Source organism: Citrobacter sp. NCU1, from assembly GCF_010231475.1.
Taxonomy (GTDB): Bacteria; Pseudomonadota; Gammaproteobacteria; order Enterobacterales; family Enterobacteriaceae; genus Citrobacter_D.
Genome location: NZ_NRDO01000017.1, coordinates 24,546 through 43,070 on the forward strand (window position 1 = coordinate 24,546; position 18,525 = coordinate 43,070).

General features: G+C 54.3%; 15 protein-coding genes and 1 other RNA gene. 6 read left to right on the forward strand and 10 right to left on the reverse strand.

Translation table 11 applies throughout. From position 1 onward, the window contains the following. Window positions 1–2 precede the first annotated feature (2 nt). The 8 genes from CJP72_RS07035 to CJP72_RS07070 all read right to left on the reverse strand — a co-directional run bounded on the left by CJP72_RS07035 (window position 3) and on the right by CJP72_RS07070 (window position 10,192). Window positions 3–746, reverse strand: a complete 744-nt coding sequence (locus CJP72_RS07035; protein WP_162380167.1) for an SDR family oxidoreductase — start codon at window positions 744–746, stop codon at window positions 3–5. Window positions 747–806: 60 nt separating this feature from the next. Then, complete coding sequence (gene gcvP / locus CJP72_RS07040; RefSeq protein ID WP_162380168.1) at window positions 807–3,680, reverse strand: aminomethyl-transferring glycine dehydrogenase; 2,874 nt, start codon at window positions 3,678–3,680, stop codon at window positions 807–809. A gap of 127 nt (window positions 3,681–3,807) precedes the next feature. Further along, complete coding sequence (gcvH, locus tag CJP72_RS07045; RefSeq protein ID WP_162380169.1) at window positions 3,808–4,197, reverse strand: glycine cleavage system protein GcvH; 390 nt, start codon at window positions 4,195–4,197, stop codon at window positions 3,808–3,810. A 25-nt stretch (window positions 4,198–4,222) separates the two neighbouring features. Beyond that, a complete protein-coding gene (gene gcvT / locus CJP72_RS07050; protein WP_162380170.1) occupies window positions 4,223–5,317 on the reverse strand; it encodes a glycine cleavage system aminomethyltransferase GcvT in 1,095 nt (364 codons plus the stop codon). A 447-nt stretch (window positions 5,318–5,764) separates the two neighbouring features. After that, entirely contained in the window at window positions 5,765–6,967 is a 1,203-nt protein-coding gene (gene ubiI / locus CJP72_RS07055; RefSeq protein ID WP_162380171.1) for an FAD-dependent 2-octaprenylphenol hydroxylase, read from the reverse strand. A gap of 120 nt (window positions 6,968–7,087) precedes the next feature. Then, window positions 7,088–8,266, reverse strand: a complete 1,179-nt coding sequence (gene ubiH, locus CJP72_RS07060) for a 2-octaprenyl-6-methoxyphenyl hydroxylase (RefSeq protein WP_162380172.1) — start codon at window positions 8,264–8,266, stop codon at window positions 7,088–7,090. Beyond that, complete coding sequence (pepP, locus tag CJP72_RS07065; RefSeq protein ID WP_162380173.1) at window positions 8,263–9,588, reverse strand: Xaa-Pro aminopeptidase; 1,326 nt, start codon at window positions 9,586–9,588, stop codon at window positions 8,263–8,265. Before pepP ends, ubiH begins: the two co-directional genes overlap by 4 nt. 25 nt (window positions 9,589–9,613) lie before the next feature. Continuing rightward, complete coding sequence (locus tag CJP72_RS07070; RefSeq protein WP_162380174.1) at window positions 9,614–10,192, reverse strand: YecA/YgfB family protein; 579 nt, start codon at window positions 10,190–10,192, stop codon at window positions 9,614–9,616. A gap of 166 nt (window positions 10,193–10,358) precedes the next feature. Here CJP72_RS07070 and zapA point away from each other — a divergent pair, with 166 nt between their 5' ends. The 3 genes from zapA (at window position 10,359) to CJP72_RS07085 (ending at window position 11,530) form a co-directional block, all read left to right on the forward strand. Beyond that, window positions 10,359–10,688, forward strand: coding sequence for a cell division protein ZapA (gene zapA / locus CJP72_RS07075; protein ID WP_162380175.1), 330 nt, complete (start codon window positions 10,359–10,361; stop codon window positions 10,686–10,688). Window positions 10,689–10,729: 41 nt separating this feature from the next. Then, window positions 10,730–10,913: non-coding RNA, 6S RNA (gene ssrS, locus CJP72_RS07080), on the forward strand. Window positions 10,914–10,933: 20 nt separating this feature from the next. Next, entirely contained in the window at window positions 10,934–11,530 is a 597-nt protein-coding gene (locus CJP72_RS07085; RefSeq protein WP_162380176.1) for a 5-formyltetrahydrofolate cyclo-ligase, read from the forward strand. 451 nt (window positions 11,531–11,981) lie between these two features. Here the strand turns inward: CJP72_RS07085 and serA are convergent, their stop codons facing one another. Together serA and rpiA are read right to left on the reverse strand one after the other, a co-directional pair. Continuing rightward, window positions 11,982–13,214 (reverse strand): phosphoglycerate dehydrogenase, encoded by a 1,233-nt coding sequence (serA, locus tag CJP72_RS07090; protein WP_162380177.1) that lies wholly within the window; start codon window positions 13,212–13,214, stop codon window positions 11,982–11,984. Between the two features lie 267 nt (window positions 13,215–13,481). Beyond that, on the reverse strand, window positions 13,482–14,141 hold the full coding sequence (rpiA, locus tag CJP72_RS07095; protein WP_162380178.1) for a ribose-5-phosphate isomerase RpiA: 660 nt from the start codon (window positions 14,139–14,141) through the stop codon (window positions 13,482–13,484). Between the two features lie 159 nt (window positions 14,142–14,300). Here rpiA and argP point away from each other — a divergent pair, with 159 nt between their 5' ends. The 3 genes from argP to meaB all read left to right on the forward strand — a co-directional run bounded on the left by argP (window position 14,301) and on the right by meaB (window position 18,522). Further along, window positions 14,301–15,194 carry a DNA-binding transcriptional regulator ArgP gene (argP, locus tag CJP72_RS07100; RefSeq protein WP_162380179.1) on the forward strand — a complete coding sequence of 298 codons (894 nt, stop codon included), beginning with the start codon at window positions 14,301–14,303 and terminating at the stop codon, window positions 15,192–15,194. Between the two features lie 195 nt (window positions 15,195–15,389). Beyond that, the gene (gene scpA / locus CJP72_RS07105) at window positions 15,390–17,534 is read left to right on the forward strand and encodes a methylmalonyl-CoA mutase (protein WP_162380180.1); all 2,145 of its coding nucleotides are present in this window, start codon (window positions 15,390–15,392) and stop codon (window positions 17,532–17,534) included. Next, on the forward strand, window positions 17,527–18,522 hold the full coding sequence (gene meaB, locus CJP72_RS07110; RefSeq protein WP_162380181.1) for a methylmalonyl Co-A mutase-associated GTPase MeaB: 996 nt from the start codon (window positions 17,527–17,529) through the stop codon (window positions 18,520–18,522). The genes scpA and meaB overlap by 8 nt, the downstream gene beginning before the upstream one ends. The last annotated feature ends 3 nt before the right edge of the window (window positions 18,523–18,525 follow it).

An 18,525-nucleotide genomic window follows, 5' to 3' on the forward strand; every position in this document is an offset into this window, starting at 1 on the left:
CATTATCGCCCGCCTGCTATATCCATAAAACTGCCCGTCACATACGACGCTTTCTCACTCAAAAGCCAGACAATCGCCTGCGCAACCTCTTTCGGTTGCCCGCCTCGTTGCATAGGTAACATGGACTTAACGCGATCAACCCTGCCAGGCTCACCGCCAGAAGCATGCATTTCGGTATAGATAAGGCCAGGGCGTACGCAGTTTACGCGAATCCCCTGAGCCGCCACTTCCAGCGCCAGTCCAGTGGTGAGTGTATCTATCGCCCCTTTCGACGCGGCGTAATCGACATACTCAAAGGGTGCACCAAGCCGTGCCGCCGCCGAAGAGACGTTCACAATCGCCCCTCCTTTACCGCCATGCTTAAGCGACATTCGCTTCACGGCCTCCCGGCAACACAGAAAATAACCGGTCACATTAGTGGCCAGCACGCGATTAATCCGTTCGGCGGTCAGGTTTTCTACCGTGCTTTGTTCAAACAAAATCCCGGCGTTATTCACCAACGCAGACAACGGTTCGCCACTACGATCGAGAGCGTCAAACATCGCCATCACCTGGCTTTCATCGCTAATGTCTGCGCGCAGAGCAAATGCCTTACCGCCTGCGGCGACAATCATATTAACCACTTCCGTAGCCGCGCGAATATTATGGTGAAAGTTAACGGCGACGGTGTAACCCTCTGTCGCCAGTTGCAATGCCGTTGCGCGACCGATCCCCCGACTGCCTCCCGTGACAAGTGCGATTGCCATATCATTCCCTCCAAAAATAAAGGCGCCGAAGCGCCTTTAAAAGATAGCTGAAGCGGAAAATTACTGATATTCGCTCATCGGTACGCAAGAGCAGAACAGATTACGGTCGCCGTAAACATCGTCGAGACGTTTTACCGTCGGCCAGTATTTGTTCTCTACGCCCGCAGGGAACACGGCGATTTCACGGGTGTAGCCATGATTCCACTCCGCCACCAGCTCATTCTGGGTGTGCGGCGCGTTAACCAGAGGGTTATCTTCCAGTGCCCATTCACCCGCTTTCACGCGATCAATTTCAGCACGAATCGCCAGCATCGCATTGATAAAGCGATCCAGTTCAACCTTACTTTCGGATTCCGTCGGCTCCACCATCAGCGTACCCGCAACCGGGAAGGACATGGTCGGCGCATGGAAACCGTAGTCGATCAGGCGTTTGGCGATATCCAGTTCACTGATGCCAGTCTCGTCTTTCAGCGGGCGAATATCGAGAATGCATTCGTGCGCCACGCGGCCATCACGCCCTGTGTACAGCACCGGATAAGCCTCTTTCAGACGGCTGGCAATGTAGTTGGCATTGAGAATAGCCACCTGGCTTGCTTTTTTCAGGCCCTCTGCGCCCATCATGCGGATGTACATCCAGCTGATAGGCAGAATAGAAGCGCTACCGAACGGCGCGGCGGAAACCGCGCCCTGACGGGTCAGCATGCCTTCGATTTGCACCACACTATGACCAGGCACAAACGGAGCCAGGTGCGATTTCACCCCAATAGGCCCCATACCTGGGCCGCCACCGCCGTGCGGAATGCAGAAGGTTTTATGCAGGTTGAGGTGCGATACATCTGCGCCGATAAAGCCTGGCGTGGTAATACCGACCTGCGCGTTCATGTTTGCGCCATCAAGGTAAACCTGACCGCCAAACTGGTGAACGATTTCGCACACTTCGCGGATCGTCTCTTCATACACGCCGTGGGTGGACGGGTAAGTCACCATGATGCAGGAGAGGCTGTCGCCGTGCTGCTCTGCTTTCTCACGCAGATCCGCCAGATCGATATTGCCTTGTTTGTCGCAAGCGACAACAACAACCTGCATCCCCGCCATTTGTGCGGACGCCGGGTTTGTACCGTGAGCAGACGCCGGGATCAGGCAGATATCGCGATGTCCTTCATTGCGGCTTTCGTGGTAATGACGAATCGCCAACAGACCGGCATATTCACCCTGCGCACCTGAGTTTGGCTGCATGCAGACGGCGTCATAACCGGTCAGTTTAACCAGCCATTCAGAAAGCTGGCTTATCATCTGATGGTACCCTTCCGCCTGATCCGCCGGGCAGAAAGGATGCAGTTCAGCAAATTCCGGCCAGGTAATGGGGATCATCTCGGCAGCCGCGTTCAGTTTCATGGTGCAAGACCCCAGCGGGATCATTGCCTGATTCAGCGCCAGATCTTTGCGTTCCAGAGAGTGCATGTAACGCATCATCTCGGTTTCGCTGTGATAACGGTTAAACACCGGATGCGTCAGGATCTCGTCCTCACGCAGCATGCTGTCCTGAATAGAACGGCTGTCATGCGCTACGTCTTTGTCCAGCGTGTCGATATTCAGGCCATGATGATCGCCCAGCAGGACGGAGAACAACGCCAGCACGTTTTCACGGGTGGTCGTTTCATCCAGCGTAATGCCGACCGCGTTGTGAATATCGCTACGCAGGTTGATTTCTGCCGCTTCAGCGCGCGCCAGCACCGCAGCCTTGTCAGCCACTTCCACGCACAGCGTGTCAAAGTAGTGCGCATGACGCAGCTTCAACCCTTTCTGTTGCAGGCCAGTTGCCAGAATATCGGTCAGGCGATGAATGCGATTAGCGATGCGTTTCAACCCTACCGGGCCATGATAAACCGCATACAGGCTGGCGATATTGGCCAGCAGTACCTGAGAGGTACAGATATTGGAGTTCGCTTTCTCGCGGCGAATATGTTGCTCGCGGGTCTGCATCGCCATACGCAAAGCGGTATTGCCCGCCGCATCCTTAGATACGCCGATAATACGGCCTGGCATCGAGCGTTTAAATTCATCTTTCGCGGCAAAGAATGCCGCATGTGGGCCGCCGTAGCCCATCGGTACGCCAAAGCGCTGTGCAGAACCGAAAACGATATCTGCGCCTTGTTTGCCCGGCGCAGTCAGCAGAACCAGTGCCATAAAGTCGGCGGCGACGCTGACCACAATTTTGCGCGACTTCAACTCGGCAATCAGCGCGCTGTAATCGTGGACTTCACCGGTCGTACCCACTTGCTGCAACAGCACGCCAAACACGTCCTGGTGATCAACCACTTTTGCGGCGTCGTCGACAATGACGTCAAAACCGAAGGTTTCTGCACGGGTGCGGACCACGTCCAGCGTTTGCGGATGTACGTCAGAGGCGACAAAGAAACGGTTAGCGTTTTTCAGCTTGCTGACGCGTTTTGCCATTGCCATCGCTTCGGCAGCCGCCGTCGCTTCATCAAGCAGAGACGCAGAGGCCATGTCCAGTCCGGTCAGATCCAACGTCACCTGCTGGAAATTCAGCAGCGATTCCAGACGCCCCTGAGAAACTTCCGGCTGGTATGGCGTATACGCGGTATACCAACCCGGATTCTCTAACATATTACGCAAGATAACCGGCGGCAATTGCACGGCGGTGTAGCCCATGCCAATGTAAGACGTGAAGCGCTTATTGCGGCTGGCGATAGCTTTGAGTTCTGCCAGCGCAGCATATTCGGTCGCGGCTTCACCTACCTGCGGCGGGGTCGCAAGCTGAATATCTTTCGGCACAATCTGGCCGATCAGCGCGTTTAACGACTCGGCACCTACGGCATTCAGCATTTCTTGCTGTTGCGCAGCGTCCGGTCCGATGTGGCGTTCAATGAAAGCGCCGCTGTTTTCAAGCTGGCTTAACGTCTGTGTCATGGGCGATGGTTCCTGAAACGTGCAGTGAATCGTGATTGTCTCTAACTCAATTGCCCGGTGACGCTAACGCTTACCGGGCCTACGGTGACCTGTAGGCCGGATAAACGCAGTGCCATCCGGCACAACATTATTCGTCTTCTAACAGGGCTTCGTATGCGGTCGCATCCAGCAGCGCGTCGATTTCGCTCGCGTCGTTGGCTTTGATTTTGAAAATCCAGCCACCGGCATACGGTTCGCTGTTGATAAGCTCCGGAGAGTCGCTGAGCGCGTCGTTAACGGCGACGATCTCGCCACCGACTGGCGCATAAATATCAGAGGCCGCTTTAACGGACTCTGCAACCGCGCAATCATCGCCTGCGCTAACGGTGCTGCCGACGTCTGGCAGATCGACAAACACCATGTCGCCCAACAGTTCCTGAGCGTGTTCGGTAATGCCCACGGTGTAAGTACCGTCCGCCTCTTTACGCAGCCATTCGTGTTCTTTGCTGTATTTCAGTTCTGCTGGTACGTTGCTCATCAATCAATCTCCAAAAAAGGATGAATCACGCGACGGCTTTGCCGTTACGCACAAAAACAGGTTTCGTTACTTTTACTGGCATCTCACGGTTACGGATCTGCACAATCGCCGTTTCACCAATGCCCGCTGGCACCCGCGCCAGCGCAATGCTGTAACCCAGCGTCGGAGAGAAAGTGCCGCTGGTGATAATGCCTTCCTGCGTGTTGCCCTGCGCGTCAATAAAGCGAACTGGCAATTCATTACGCAACACGCCCTTTTCTGTCATGATCAGACCGACCAACTGCTCATGCCCTTTTTCACGCTGCGTTTCCAGCGCTTCACGACCGATAAAATCACGGTCAGTCGGTTCCCAGGCAATGGTCCAGCCCATGTTGGCGGCTAATGGAGAAATGCTTTCGTCCATCTCCTGGCCGTACAGGTTCATACCTGCTTCCAGACGCAACGTATCACGCGCTCCCAGACCACACGGTTTCACGCCAGCTTCCACCAGCGCACGCCAGAAATCGGCTGCTTTTTCATTTGGCATGGCGATTTCATAGCCCGCTTCACCGGTATAACCGGTTGTCGCAATGAAGAGATCGCCCGCCTGGACGCCAAAGAACGGTTTCATCCCGTCGACTGCGCGACGCTGTTCTTCAGTAAACAACGCTGCTGCTTTCGCCTGTGCGTTTGGTCCCTGTACGGCGATCAATGACAGATCGTCACGGACGGTAATGTCGATGGCATAAGGTTCGGCGTGTTGGGAAATCCAGGTGAGGTCTTTTTCGCGGGTGGCGGAGTTAACAACGAGGCGGAAGAAATCTTCAGTAAAGTAGTAGACGATAAGATCATCTATTACGCCGCCCGAGGCATTAAGCATACCGGAGTAGAGGGCTTTCCCGCTCTTCGTTAGCTTTGCCACGTCATTTGCCAGCAGATAACGCAAAAACTCCCGGGTGCGGCTGCCTCGCAGATCGACAATAGTCATGTGCGAAACATCAAACATACCGGCATCGGTGCGCACAGCATGATGCTCATCGAGCTGGGAACCGTAATGCAGCGGCATCATCCAGCCATGGAAATCGACCATCCGTGCACCACATAACGTGTGTTGTTCGTACAAAGGAGTCTGTTGAGCCATCTTTTCCTCGTTGAATAAGCAGGGCTTACAACCATTTCGTGATGAAATTTACGCCACGAAACCCGTTATCGAAGCCACGTTATGGCCTCAACGCAAACGTTCTCTTTCCCTTGAACTTACCACCGAAACTGACGCTTAACCATAAGGTAAAATTAACCATCACATTAGCTTATGCCAAAATTTGGCAAAGCAGACCACAGAACAAAAAACCAAAAATACCATTAACACATCCATAACACATGATTATGCGGCAGTTAAAACCAAATAAATCGATATTAAATTCTAAAAAAATGCCAAAAATCGAGACGAGAAAAAAATGTGATATAAAAAAATCTAATGCGAAAAACAGCGTGGAATTAGATTATTTCAAATGAGGAGAGTCCCCCGGCGTGAAGGCCGGGAGAAGAAAGTGTGACGGGTCTCAAACTCTTAAAAGCGGGGGATGTCTTAACGAAGCCACTCAGGCAAATCATTAAGCCCCATCGCCTGACGGATAAGCTGCGGTTTTACACCTGGGAGGGTATCGGCCAGTTTCAGACCAATGTCGCGCAGTAATTTCTTCGCTGGATTTTCACCCGCAAACAGCTCGCGAAAACCTTGCATACCGGCCAGCATCATGGCGGCACTGTGCTTACGACTGCGCTCGTAACGACGCAAATAGAGATACTGACCGATATCTTTGCCCTGGCGCTGCAAGCGCTTCAGTTCGTCGATAAGTTCCGCAGCATCCATAAAACCGAGGTTAACCCCCTGCCCCGCCAGCGGATGGATGGTATGGGCGGCATCGCCGACCAATGCCAGGCGATGGGCGGCAAACTGGCGCGCATAGCGCCCCGTCAGCGGGAACACCTGACGTTCGCTTTCCACACGACACAGCCCCAGTCGGTTATCAAATGCAATATTCAACGCCCGGTTAAACTCCTCTTCGCTCGCGTGTTGCATCCGCTCAGCCTCTTGCGGCGAAAGCGACCAGACAATAGAGCAAAGATGTGGGTCGGTGAGTGGCAGAAACGCGAGAATACCCTCGCCATGAAACGCCTGGCGCGCAATCGCATCATGCGCCTCTTCGGTGCGAATGGTGGCTACCAGCGCATGATGGCGGTAATCCCAGAAGGTCAGCGGAATATCGGCTTTGTTACGCAGCCAGGAGTTCGCGCCGTCCGCCCCAACCACCAAACGAGCAGTTAACATCGTGCCGTCTTTCAGAGTCAGAAACGTTTCGTTTTCACCCCAGGCCACCTGCTGCAGTTCGGCAGGAGCCATCAGCGTAATATCTGAGGATTGCTGCGCTTTTTGCCACAAAGCGTAGTGGATCACCGTATTTTCAACGATGTGCCCAAGATGGCTGTATCCCATGCTTTTATCATCGAACGCAATGCGTCCAAAACTGTCTTTATCCCAGACTTCCATACCGTGATAGCAACTGGCCCGACGGGCAACAATATCTGACCATACACCCAGACGCGTGAGCAATTTTTCGCTGGCCGCATTAATGGCCGACACGCGAAGCGCCGGTGGAGCATCATTCGCCAGTGGCTGAGGGACATGCTGTTCCAGCACGGCGACGCGTAAGCCGCTACCCTGTAAACCGCAGGCGACGGCCAGACCTACCATGCCTCCCCCCACAATAGCTACATCAACACTTTGCACTGTTTGCTCCTCGAAACAAAACCTGTAATCCGTAGGCCTGATAAGCGTAGCGCCATCAGGCATTTGTGCGGGTACCCCTGCCGGATGGCGCCTTCGCCTTATCCGGCCTACAGGTCATCTTTAACGCGCGACCCAACCCAGGGTGCGCTCCGCCAGCACATCGCGTGCCGGTGTCAATAATTCCATTGCCATCAATCCGACATTACGCCCGACAACCAGCGGCGCCCAATGATTGGCAAACAGATAAACCAGACTGTTTGTCACGCCAATCGTTGTTTCACGATCAGCCTGTCGACGTTGTTGATAACGCGACAGCACGCGATATTCGCCGACGTCCTCGCCGGCTTGCCATGCCTGGGTCAACGTTTCGGCAAGGCTCATCACATCGCGTAACCCAAGATTAAAACCTTGTCCTGCGATAGGGTGCAGTGTCTGTGCGGCATTTCCCACCAGCACGGTACGATGGGTGACAGCTTTGACCGCCGTCGTCAGCGAAAGCGGATAGGCACTGCGTTTCCCCGCCTGGGTAATACGCCCCAGCCGCCAGCCAAATGCGCTCTGCAATTCACGGCAAAACTGTTCATCAGACCAGGCCATCACTTCATCACGCCGCTCAAGCGAATGACACCATACCAGCGAGCAGCGCTCTGCGGACATTGGCAACATCGCCAGTGGTCCATGTTGAGTAAAGCGCTCAAACGCACGACCTTCATGGGGCACAGAGACAGCCACGTTAGCGATCACCGCTAACTGTTCGTAGGGCGTTTGCTGCCAGTCCACACCGCAAGCCGTTGCCAGCGCTGAGCGCGTGCCATCAGCCGCAACCAACACGTCGCCGGTAATCACATCACCGTTTTCCAGCGTAACGTTTACCTGCTCCTGCGTGCGTGAGACAGTGGCGACACGAGCGGGGCAATGCAACGTCACGCCCGGCGCTTTGCGCAACAGTCCGAACAAACGCTGACCGACATCGTGTAACTCAACGACCTGTCCTAACGCCGCAATACGATAATCCTGCGCATCCAGGGTCACAAACCCGGCATGTCCGCGATCGCTGACGTGAACGGTATTAATGGCCGTTGCGCAATCGGCAATCGCCTGCCAGATCCCCATCCGCGCCAGTTGCTGACAGGTGCCTGCCGCCAGAGCGATCGCCCGGGCGTCGAAACCTGGATGATCCTGTGCTTCAGGTGATGTCGCTTCAATCAGATGCACCGGCAGTTTGCCATGACTCAGTTGAGATATTGCCAGCGCCAGCGTCGCCCCAGCCATCCCGCCGCCTACGATAATCACACTCATTGTTGGCGCGCCGCAGCCATTAAGGCTTCAATATCGTCCGCTTTTTTCACTACGCTGGCGGTCAGGTTTTCGTTACCGGTTTGTGTGATGACAATGTCATCTTCAATTCGGATACCAATACCACGATACGCTTCCGGTACGTCGGCATCCGGCGCGATGTAGAGACCCGGTTCCACGGTCAGAACCATGCCCGGCTCAAGCAGACGGGAGCGATCCTTGCCATAGGTGCCGACATCATGCACGTCCAGCCCCAGCCAGTGACTCAGGCCATGCATAAAGAAAGGACGATGGGCGTTATCGGCGATCAGTTGATCGATTTCGCCTTTCAGGATGCCCAGTTTCACCAGGCCGGTGACCATAATGCGCACCACCTCACCGGTCACGTCCTGAATGGAGGTACCCGGGCGATACAGACGCAAACTGGTCTCCAGCGACGCCAGCACAATGTCGTAGATCTCGCGCTGTGCGGGGGTGAACTTGCCGTTGACCGGGAAGGTTCGCGTGATGTCCCCGGCATATCCTTTGTATTCGCAGCCAGCATCAATCAACACCAACGAGCCATCGCGCATTTCACTTTCATTTTCGGTGTAATGCAGGATGCAGCCATTTACGCCGCTGCCAACAATGGTGTTATAGGAAGGATAACGCGCGCCATGACGCGTAAATTCGTGGTGAATCTCCCCTTCCAGTTGATACTCAAACATGCCCGGACGACATTTCTCCATCGCCCGTGTATGCGCCAGCGCGCTGATCTCTCCGGCACGTCGCATTACGGCGATTTCTTCCGCTGATTTAAACAGGCGCATTTCATGCACCATCGGGCGCCAGTCGGTAAGTGTCGCAGGCGCTTTCAGATTCTGACGCGCCCCTTTACGCAGCTTATCCAGCGCGGTAAAGACGATTTCATCCGCCCAGGCATATTCGCCTTGCGCGTGGTACACCACATCCAGGCCATTGAGCAGTTGGAAGAGTTGCAGATTGATTTCGCTGAACGCCAAAGCTCGATCCACACCCAGCTTTTCTGGCGCAGCATCCTGCCCGAGACGACGGCCAAACCAAATCTCTGCGGTCAGGTCGCGAACGCGGTTAAACAAAACGCTGTGGTTATGAGTGTCATCGCTTTTAATCAGTACCAGCACCGCTTCCGGTTCATTAAAACCGGTGAAATACCAGAAGTCGCTGCTCTGACGATACGGATATTCACTGTCCGCGCTACGCGTAGCTTCTGGCGCGGCGAAAATCAGCGCCGCGCTGCCCGGTGGCATTTGCGCCAGTAATGCCTGGCGACGACGCAGGTATTCTTGCAGGGATAGCTCGCTCATAACACTCTCCTTGGCGTTTTCGTTCTTAGTGCAGGGTCGGTTTGCGCACTTCCGGCGCGGTGGGCTGCTGACGCGTAAAGGTGTCGTGGCACAACAGCGCCGCAACACGCACATATTCGATGATCTCCTCGAGCGACATCTCCAGCTCTTCCTGATCTTCGTCTTCGTCATACCCCAACTGCGCAATGTTTCGCAGGTCGTCAATCGCTTCGCCAGTCTCACCCGTCACTTTGTCGAGCTTAGGCTGTGTGACGCCAAGTCCGAGTAAAAAGTGATTGACCCAACCCGCCAGTGCATCGGCGCGATCGAACACGCTGACATCGTCTCCCTCAGGCAGAAAAAGCTGAAAAAGAAAACCGTCATCTTCCAGCGCATCGCTGGTTGCAGCGTGCATGTTGCGCAATGCTTGCGCCAGTTCATGACCAAAGGCCAGACCTTCGTTTGTCAGGTCATGAAGCAGCGGCTGCCAGGAGCTGTCATTGTTGCCGCCACAAATCATCCCGCTTATCAAACCGTGCATTTCGGCTGGGGTCAATCCTGCCCCTTGCTGGTTCAAAAACTGGTTCATTTCGTTATAACCAGGCATTTCGTTCTGTATAGACATAAGCATTCGTCATCAAAGGGAGGATATTCATGATATGCTACCACTTTGGACCCTGGTGAACCAGAAAAGGGCTTGTATCTTCATACCAGGGTAGCTATAGTGTCGCCCCTTCGCGGACCCAGGGTTCGAAGACGAAGGCAGCGCAGTCAATCAGCAGGAAGGTGGCATGTCTGCACAACCCGTCGATATCCAAATATTTGGCCGTTCACTGCGAGTGAATTGCCCGCCTGAACAAAAGGATGCGTTGAATCAGGCAGCGGACGATCTTAATCAGCGGTTGCAAGATCTAAAAGTTCGCACTAGAGTCACAAATACTGAGCAGCTGGTTTTCATCGCCGCATTGAACATCAGCTATGAATTAGCTCAGGAAAAAGCGAAGACGCGTGACTACGCGGCGAGCATGGAACAACGTATTCGGATGCTGCAACAGACCATCGAACAGGCGTTGCTTGATCAGGGTCGCATAACCGAAAAAACGGGCCAAAACTTTGAATAACACTTTTCGGTTTACTATGGTAGAGTGACCGTGAAGACAAAATTTCTCTGAGATGTTTGCAAGCGGGCCAGTCCCCTGAGCCGATATTTCATACCACAAGAATGTGGCGCTCCACGGTTGGTGAGCATGCTCGGTCCGTCCGAGAAGCCTTAAAACTGTGACGACGCATTCACCTTGAACCAAGGGTTCAAGGGTTACAGCCTGCGGCGGCATCTCGGAGATTCCCCTTCTATCTACCAATAGCTATGACACAACTTCCCGATCTCTCTTTGTCCCGACAAGAAATCCGCCAGCTAATACGTCAACGTAGACGGGCACTGACTCCTCAACAGCAAACCGATTTCGGCCAGCACGCGGCAAACAGAATGCTTGCTTACCCGCCGGTAGTGATGGCACACACTGTCGCGTTATTCCTCTCGTTCGATGGCGAACTCGACACTCAACCGCTGATTGAACAACTCTGGCGAGCCGGAAAACGTGTTTATCTCCCGGTCCTGCATCCGTTTAGCCCCGGCAATTTATTGTTTCTGCACTATCATCCCCACAGCGAACTGGTCACTAATCGCCTGAAGATCCAGGAGCCGAAGCTGGATGTGCACGACGTATTACCCCTTGCGCAACTGGATGTGTTGGTCACGCCGTTAGTGGCGTTTGACGAAGAGGGGCAGCGTCTGGGCATGGGCGGTGGATTTTATGACCGGACATTGCAGAACTGGCGACAACACAGGATTCAACCGATAGGCTATGCCCATGACTGCCAGTTAGTCGAAAAACTGCCGGTTGAAGAGTGGGATATTCCCTTACCGGCTGTAGTGACACCGTCGAAAGTGTGGGAATGGTAGCCGTTTTTTGCCGATTGACAGCGTCGTTTTTTTGACCTAAATTCCTCAGTAAAGGGTGAGGGAGGCGAACCTCCCTCCTGCGTACTCTCTGTTAATATGCTGGCGAAGCGATGATTAACAGGATTAGCAGCATGATGACGTATCTCATCATCGTCCCTTTCCTTTTTAAAGCCCCTGCTTCCCCAGGGGCTTTCCCGTTCCAGCACTCTGCTGAGCTCCTATCGTAAATTCCTTTTATTGCTGTACAACACGGAAAGCTGCCTTTAATCACCGATTGCGGCAACGCTCGTAAACAGGATGTATACGTTACAAGAGGACTCAACTGCGAAAGGAAACGACTCAGGGATGTTCATCCGAACCGGGCGACGTCTTTGCCTGGCTGGGGCTACGGTGTGGATGGCTACACGAAATAAGGCCCGGTAGCGTAACGCCACCGGGCAGGACAGGTAAATCAGTACAACAAACGCGCGCGAATAGTGCCCGGGAGCGCCTTCATCGCCAGCAGCGCCTTCTCCGCCACATCTTCATCGGCTTCAATATCAATGACCACATAACCCACCTGTGCAGAGGTTTGCAGATATTGCGCCGCGATGTTGACGCCCTGCTCAGCAAAAATCTGGTTAAGCGCAGTTAATACGCCAGGACGGTTTTCGTGAATGTGCATCAAACGGCGACCGCCGTGCAACGGCAGAGACACTTCCGGGAAGTTAACCGCAGAAAGCGTGGATCCATTATCAGAGTATTTCGTCAGTTTACCGGCAACTTCAAGGCCGATATTCTCCTGCGCTTCCAGAGTTGAGCCGCCAATGTGCGGAGTCAGGAGCACGTTGTCGAACTCACACAGCGGAGAGGTGAAAGGATCGCTGTTGGTTGCCGGCTCCGTCGGGAAAACATCGATCGCGGCACCCGCCAAATGTTTGGTTGCCAGCGCATCGCACAGTGACGGAATATCCACGACCGTCCCACGCGCAGCGTTGATCAGAAGTGAACCTGGTTTCATCAACGCAATCTCTTTCGCGCCCATCAAGTTTTTGGTCGAGGCGTTTTCCGGTACGTGTAGACTCACAACATCGCTCATGTTCAGCAGATCGGAGAGGTGCTGCACCTGAGTCGCATTACCCAGCGGTAATTTGTTTTCAATATCATAGAAGTAGACATGCATCCCCAGCGACTCCGCCAGAATACCCAACTGAGTACCGATATGGCCGTAACCAATGATGCCCAGTTTTTTGCCACGCGCTTCAAAAGAGCCCGTTGCCAGTTTATTCCAGACGCCACGATGCGCTTTGGCGTTTGCCTCCGGGACGCCGCGAAGCAGCAGAAGCAGTTCCCCAATTACCAGTTCTGCAACAGAACGGGTATTTGAGAATGGCGCGTTAAACACGGGGATACCCCGTTTTGATGCGGCGCTCAAATCAACCTGGTTGGTGCCGATGCAGAAACAGCCAATCGCCACCAGTTTCTCTGCCGATTCAATCACCTCTTCAGTCAGATGAGTACGGGATCGCAGACCAATGAAGTGGGCATCACGGATCGATTCTTTCAGTTGCTCGGTATCCAGAGCGCCTTTATGGAATTCGATGTTGGTATAACCTGCTGCGCGAAGGCTTTCCAGTGCCCGTTGGTGCACGCCTTCAACCAGCAGAAATTTAATTTTGTCTTTCTCCAGCGATACCTTTGCCATTTCCCCGATCCTGTCTTTTTATCAATCTGATGTTGTGTGTGTGGATTTGCATCCGCCTTCAACATATCAAAAAAAACTATCACGGCAATATGAACGTTTGCGTTGCCATTCTGAGGACATATCATTCGACAGGAAATAACAGAGGAAAATGCTAGTAAGTCGCGAGAGTTTAGCGAGATCGGCAGGGCAAGATTCTAAACGTGATACATGTCACCAAATTTGCCCTACCAAAAATTTTTTAACAGGGGAAGCGGTTCCCCTGTCAGATTATTTCACGATGGTTTTCACACCGTCAGCGGTGCCAATCAGCGCAACGTCCGCACCACGGTTGGCGAACAGGCCGACAGTCACAACACCCGGGATCGCGTTGATGGCATTTTCCATTGCGATAGGGTCGATGATTTCCATACCGTGTACATCGAGGATCACGTTCCCGTTATCCGTCACCACGCCCTGACGATACTCCGGACGACCACCGAGCTTCACTAACTGGCGTGCAACGGCGCTACGCGCCATCGGGATCACTTCTACTGGCAGTGGGAAACTCCCCAGAATATCCACCTCTTTGGAAGCATCCGCGATGCAAATGAATTTCTTCGCCACCGAGGCGATGATCTTTTCACGGGTTAACGCCGCGCCGCCGCCTTTGATCATCTGCATGTGGCCGTTGATTTCATCCGCGCCATCAACGTAGACACCCAGACTGTCCACTTCGTTAAGATCAAAAACGTGAATACCAAGGCTTTTGAGTTTTTCAGTGGACGCATCCGAACTGGACACTGCGCCTTCAATCTGGCCTTTCATTGTACCCAGCGCATCAATAAAGTGCGCGGCGGTTGAGCCTGTCCCTACGCCTACAATGGTTCCGGGTTGTACATACTGAAGTGCCGCCCATCCTACTGCTTTTTTCAGTTCATCCTGCGTCATGATCGTTTCGCCTGTGGTGTGAAATTTCAGGCGCATTATAGAACATTGATGAGAAAAATGTCCCCAACCCCATTTGCAGACGGCGGAATTCGTCTGTACCCAACGCAAATTTGTGTCATAGTGCAGAACCCCCAAAAATTTCAGGAGTACGTCAGAGCAATGAAACGTCCGGACTACAGAACACTACAAGCATTGGATGCGGTGATCCGTGAACGAGGATTTGAGCGCGCGGCACAGAAGCTGTGCATCACACAATCCGCCGTCTCACAACGCATAAAACAGCTTGAGAATATGTTCGGGCAGCCGTTGCTGGTACGTACCGTTCCGCCACGCCCGACTGAGCAAGGGCAAAAGCTGCTGGCGCTGCTGCGTCAGGTCGAGCTGTTGGAAGATGAATGGCTGGGAGACGAGCAAACCGGCTCCACGCCGCTGCTGTTGTCACTGGCGGTTAACGCCGACAGTCTGGCAACCTGGTTGCTGCCCGCACTGGCCCCAGTGCTGGCTGATTCGCCTATCCGCCTGAACTTGCAGGTGGAAGATGAAACCCGTACACAAGAACGTCTGCGCCGTGGCGAGGTCGTGGGCGCCGTGAGTATTCAGCACCAGGCGCTGCCAAGCTGTCTGGTGGATAAGCTCGGCGCACTCGACTATCTGTTCGTGGCCTCACGAGCCTTTGCGGCACGCTATTTCCCGAACGGCGTCACTCGCTCGGCGCTGCTGAAAGCGCCCGCCGTGGCGTTTGACCATCTTGATGATATGCACCAGGCCTTTTTGCAGCAAAACTTCGACCTGCCGCCGGGTAGCGTACCGTGTCACATCGTTAACTCTTCTGAAGCCTTTGTACAGCTGGCTCGTCAGGGCACGACCTGCTGTATGATCCCCCATTTGCAGATTGAGAAAGAGCTGGACAGCGGCGAGTTGATCGACTTAACGCCCGGTCTGTTTCAACGCAGGATGCTCTACTGGCACCGTTTTGCGCCGGAGAGCCGCATGATGCGCAACGTCACTGACGCGCTGCTGGCGTACGGTCATAAAGTGCTGCGTCAGGATTAATGCCCGATTGCCGGATAGCGTTGAGTTTATCCGGCTAACTCACCCAAAAAAATCTTTGAAATCCATCACAAAAATTAATAATTCAAGGCGGCAAAAAACGACGCGTCGTTGGCTATTTTTTGCTGGCGACAGCGTAAGTTAAAAAGCTCACCGTATTCGCAAGACCCCATTCCATTGCGTAATACGGAGCACCACATGTCAAATTTGCAGGACTGGCAACGGCTGGCCAATAAGGAACTCAGCCGCCAGGAAAAAACCATTGAGGATCTTGTACGCCATACGGCAGAAGGGATCGCCGTCAAGCCGTTATATACCTCCGCCGACCTCGATAACCTGGAAGTGATGGATACCCTCCCCGGCCTGCCGCCTTACGTTCGCGGCCCACGCGCCACCATGTACACGGCGCAGCCCTGGACCATTCGCCAGTACGCCGGTTTCTCTACCGCCAAAGAGTCCAATGCCTTTTATCGTCGCAACCTCGCCGCCGGGCAAAAAGGGCTATCTGTGGCGTTTGATTTAGCCACCCATCGCGGTTACGACTCTGATAATCCACGTGTGGCTGGCGATGTGGGTAAAGCCGGTGTCGCTATTGATACCGTGGAAGATATGAAAGTCCTGTTCGACCAGATCCCATTGGATAAAATGTCCGTCTCCATGACCATGAACGGCGCGGTATTGCCCGTCATGGCGTTCTATATCGTGGCTGCGGAAGAACAGGGCGTCACACCAGACCAACTCACCGGCACGATTCAAAATGATATTTTGAAAGAGTACCTGTGCCGCAACACCTATATTTATCCCCCAAAACCCTCCATGCGCATCATCGCCGACATCATTGCCTGGTGTTCGGACAATATGCCCCGCTTTAACACCATCAGTATTAGCGGTTATCACATGGGTGAAGCTGGCGCCAACTGTGTGCAGCAGGTCGCGTTCACCCTGGCGGACGGCATTGAATACATCAAAGCGGCGCTCTGTGCCGGACTGAAAATAGATGATTTTGCCCCCCGTTTATCTTTCTTCTTCGGTATCGGCATGGATCTGTTTATGAATGTCGCCATGCTGCGCGCCGCACGTTACCTGTGGAGCGAAGCGGTCAGCAGTTTTGGGGCGACCAACCCGAAATCGCTGGCGCTGCGCACCCACTGCCAGACCTCCGGCTGGAGTCTGACCGAGCAGGATCCCTATAACAATGTCATCCGTACCACCATAGAAGCACTTGGCGCTACGCTTGGCGGTACGCAGTCTCTGCATACCAACGCCTTTGACGAAGCGCTGGGCCTGCCTGGCGATTTTTCAGCGCGTATCGCCCGCAACACGCAGATCATCATTCAGGAAGAGTCAGAAATTTGTCGCACCGTCGATCCGCTGGCGGGCTCTTACTACGTCGAGTCGTTGACCGATCAGATAGTCAAGCAGGCGCGGGCTATCATCCAGCAAATCGACGAGGCGGGCGGCATGGCGAAGGCTATCGAAGCCGGACTGCCGAAACGGATGATCGAAGAGGCATCTGCTCGCGAACAGTCGCTGATCGATCAGGGAAAACGGGTGATCGTCGGGGTGAATAAATACAAGCTGGAGAAGGAAGATGAAACGTCAGTGCTGGAAATTGACAATGTTAAAGTCCGCAACGAGCAAATTGCCTCACTGAAACACATCCGCGCCACACGCGACGAGGCGACGGTCAAATCCGCGCTGACCGCCCTCACCCATGCCGCACAGCATAATGAAAACCTGCTCGCTGCCGCAGTGATTGCCGCACGCGCACGCGCCACATTGGGTGAAATTTCTGACGCGCTGGAAACCGCGTTCGACCGTTATCTGGTCCCCAGCCAGTGCGTCACGGGCGTGATTGCGCAAAGCTATCACCAATCCAGCCAGTCCGCCGCTGAGTTCGACGCCATCCTTGCGCAAACCGAACAGTTTCTCGCCGACCACGGCAGACGCCCACGGATCCTGATCGCCAAAATGGGCCAGGATGGCCACGATCGCGGCGCGAAAGTGATCGCCAGCGCCTATTCCGATCTCGGTTTTGACGTTGATCTCAGTCCGATGTTTTCCACGCCAGAGGAGATCGCCCGCCTGGCGATTGAAAACGACGTGCATGTGGTCGGCGCATCGTCGCTGGCCGCCGGACATAAAACGTTGATCCCTGAACTGGTGACTGCGCTCAAAAACTGGGGTCGCGAAGATATCTGCGTCGTGGCAGGCGGCGTGATCCCGCCTCAGGATTACGCCTTCCTGCAAGAACACGGTGTTGCGGCAATTTATGGTCCCGGCACCCCCATGCTGGAAAGCGTACGCGATGTGTTGAGCCGCCTTGGGCAACATCATGATTAACGACGCCACACTGGCAGAGTCTATCCGGCGATTACGGCTGGGCGATCGCTCTACGCTCGCTCAGGCCATGACGCTGATAGAAAGCCGTCATCCTGGACACCAGGCGCTGAGTACGACACTGCTGGATGCGATTATGCCGTTTACAGGCCACGCCCTGCGTCTGGGCATTACCGGTACGCCAGGCGCGGGAAAAAGCACTTTTCTGGACGCGTTCGGCATGTTGCTTATTAGCCACGGCCTGCGGGTGGCGGTTATCGCCGTCGATCCAAGCAGCCCGGTGAGCAGCGGCAGTATTCTCGGTGACAAAACCCGTATGACAGAGCTGGCACGCTCAGATGCCGCGTTTATTCGCCCGGTGCCTTCCAGCGGGCATCTGGGTGGCACCAGCCAGCGCGCTCACGAATTGATGCTGCTTTGCGAAGCCGCGGGCTTCGATGTGGTCATTGTCGAAACCGTTGGCGTGGGTCAGTCAGAAGTTGAAGTCGCCCGCATGGTGGATTGCTTTGTCTCGCTGCAAATCGCCGGGGGTGGCGACGCTCTGCAAGGGATCAAAAAAGGGATCATGGAGATGGCGGATCTGATCATTATCAACAAGGACGACGGTGACAATCGCCCCAACGTTGCCATTGCCCGCCATATGTATGAATCCGCGCTGCACATTTTACGCCGCAAGTATGAAGAGTGGCCGCCACAGGTTCTGGCCTGCAGCGCACTTGAGAAACGCGGCATTGAAGAGATCTGGCAGACCATCGCCGACTTCAGAGCCGCACTCACCGCCAGCGGTCGACTGGCGCAAGTTCGCCAGCAGCAGTCGGTTGAGTGGTTGCAAAAACAGACCGAAGCATCGGTGCTGCACCTGTTGTTTACCCGCACCGAATTTAACCATTATTTCCATCAAATGTTGCAGGCGGTCAAAAACAATGACCTGTCACCGCGCGCTGGCCTGCGTCACATCAACGAATTTCTTCAGCATCAGTATTTTGAATAAAGG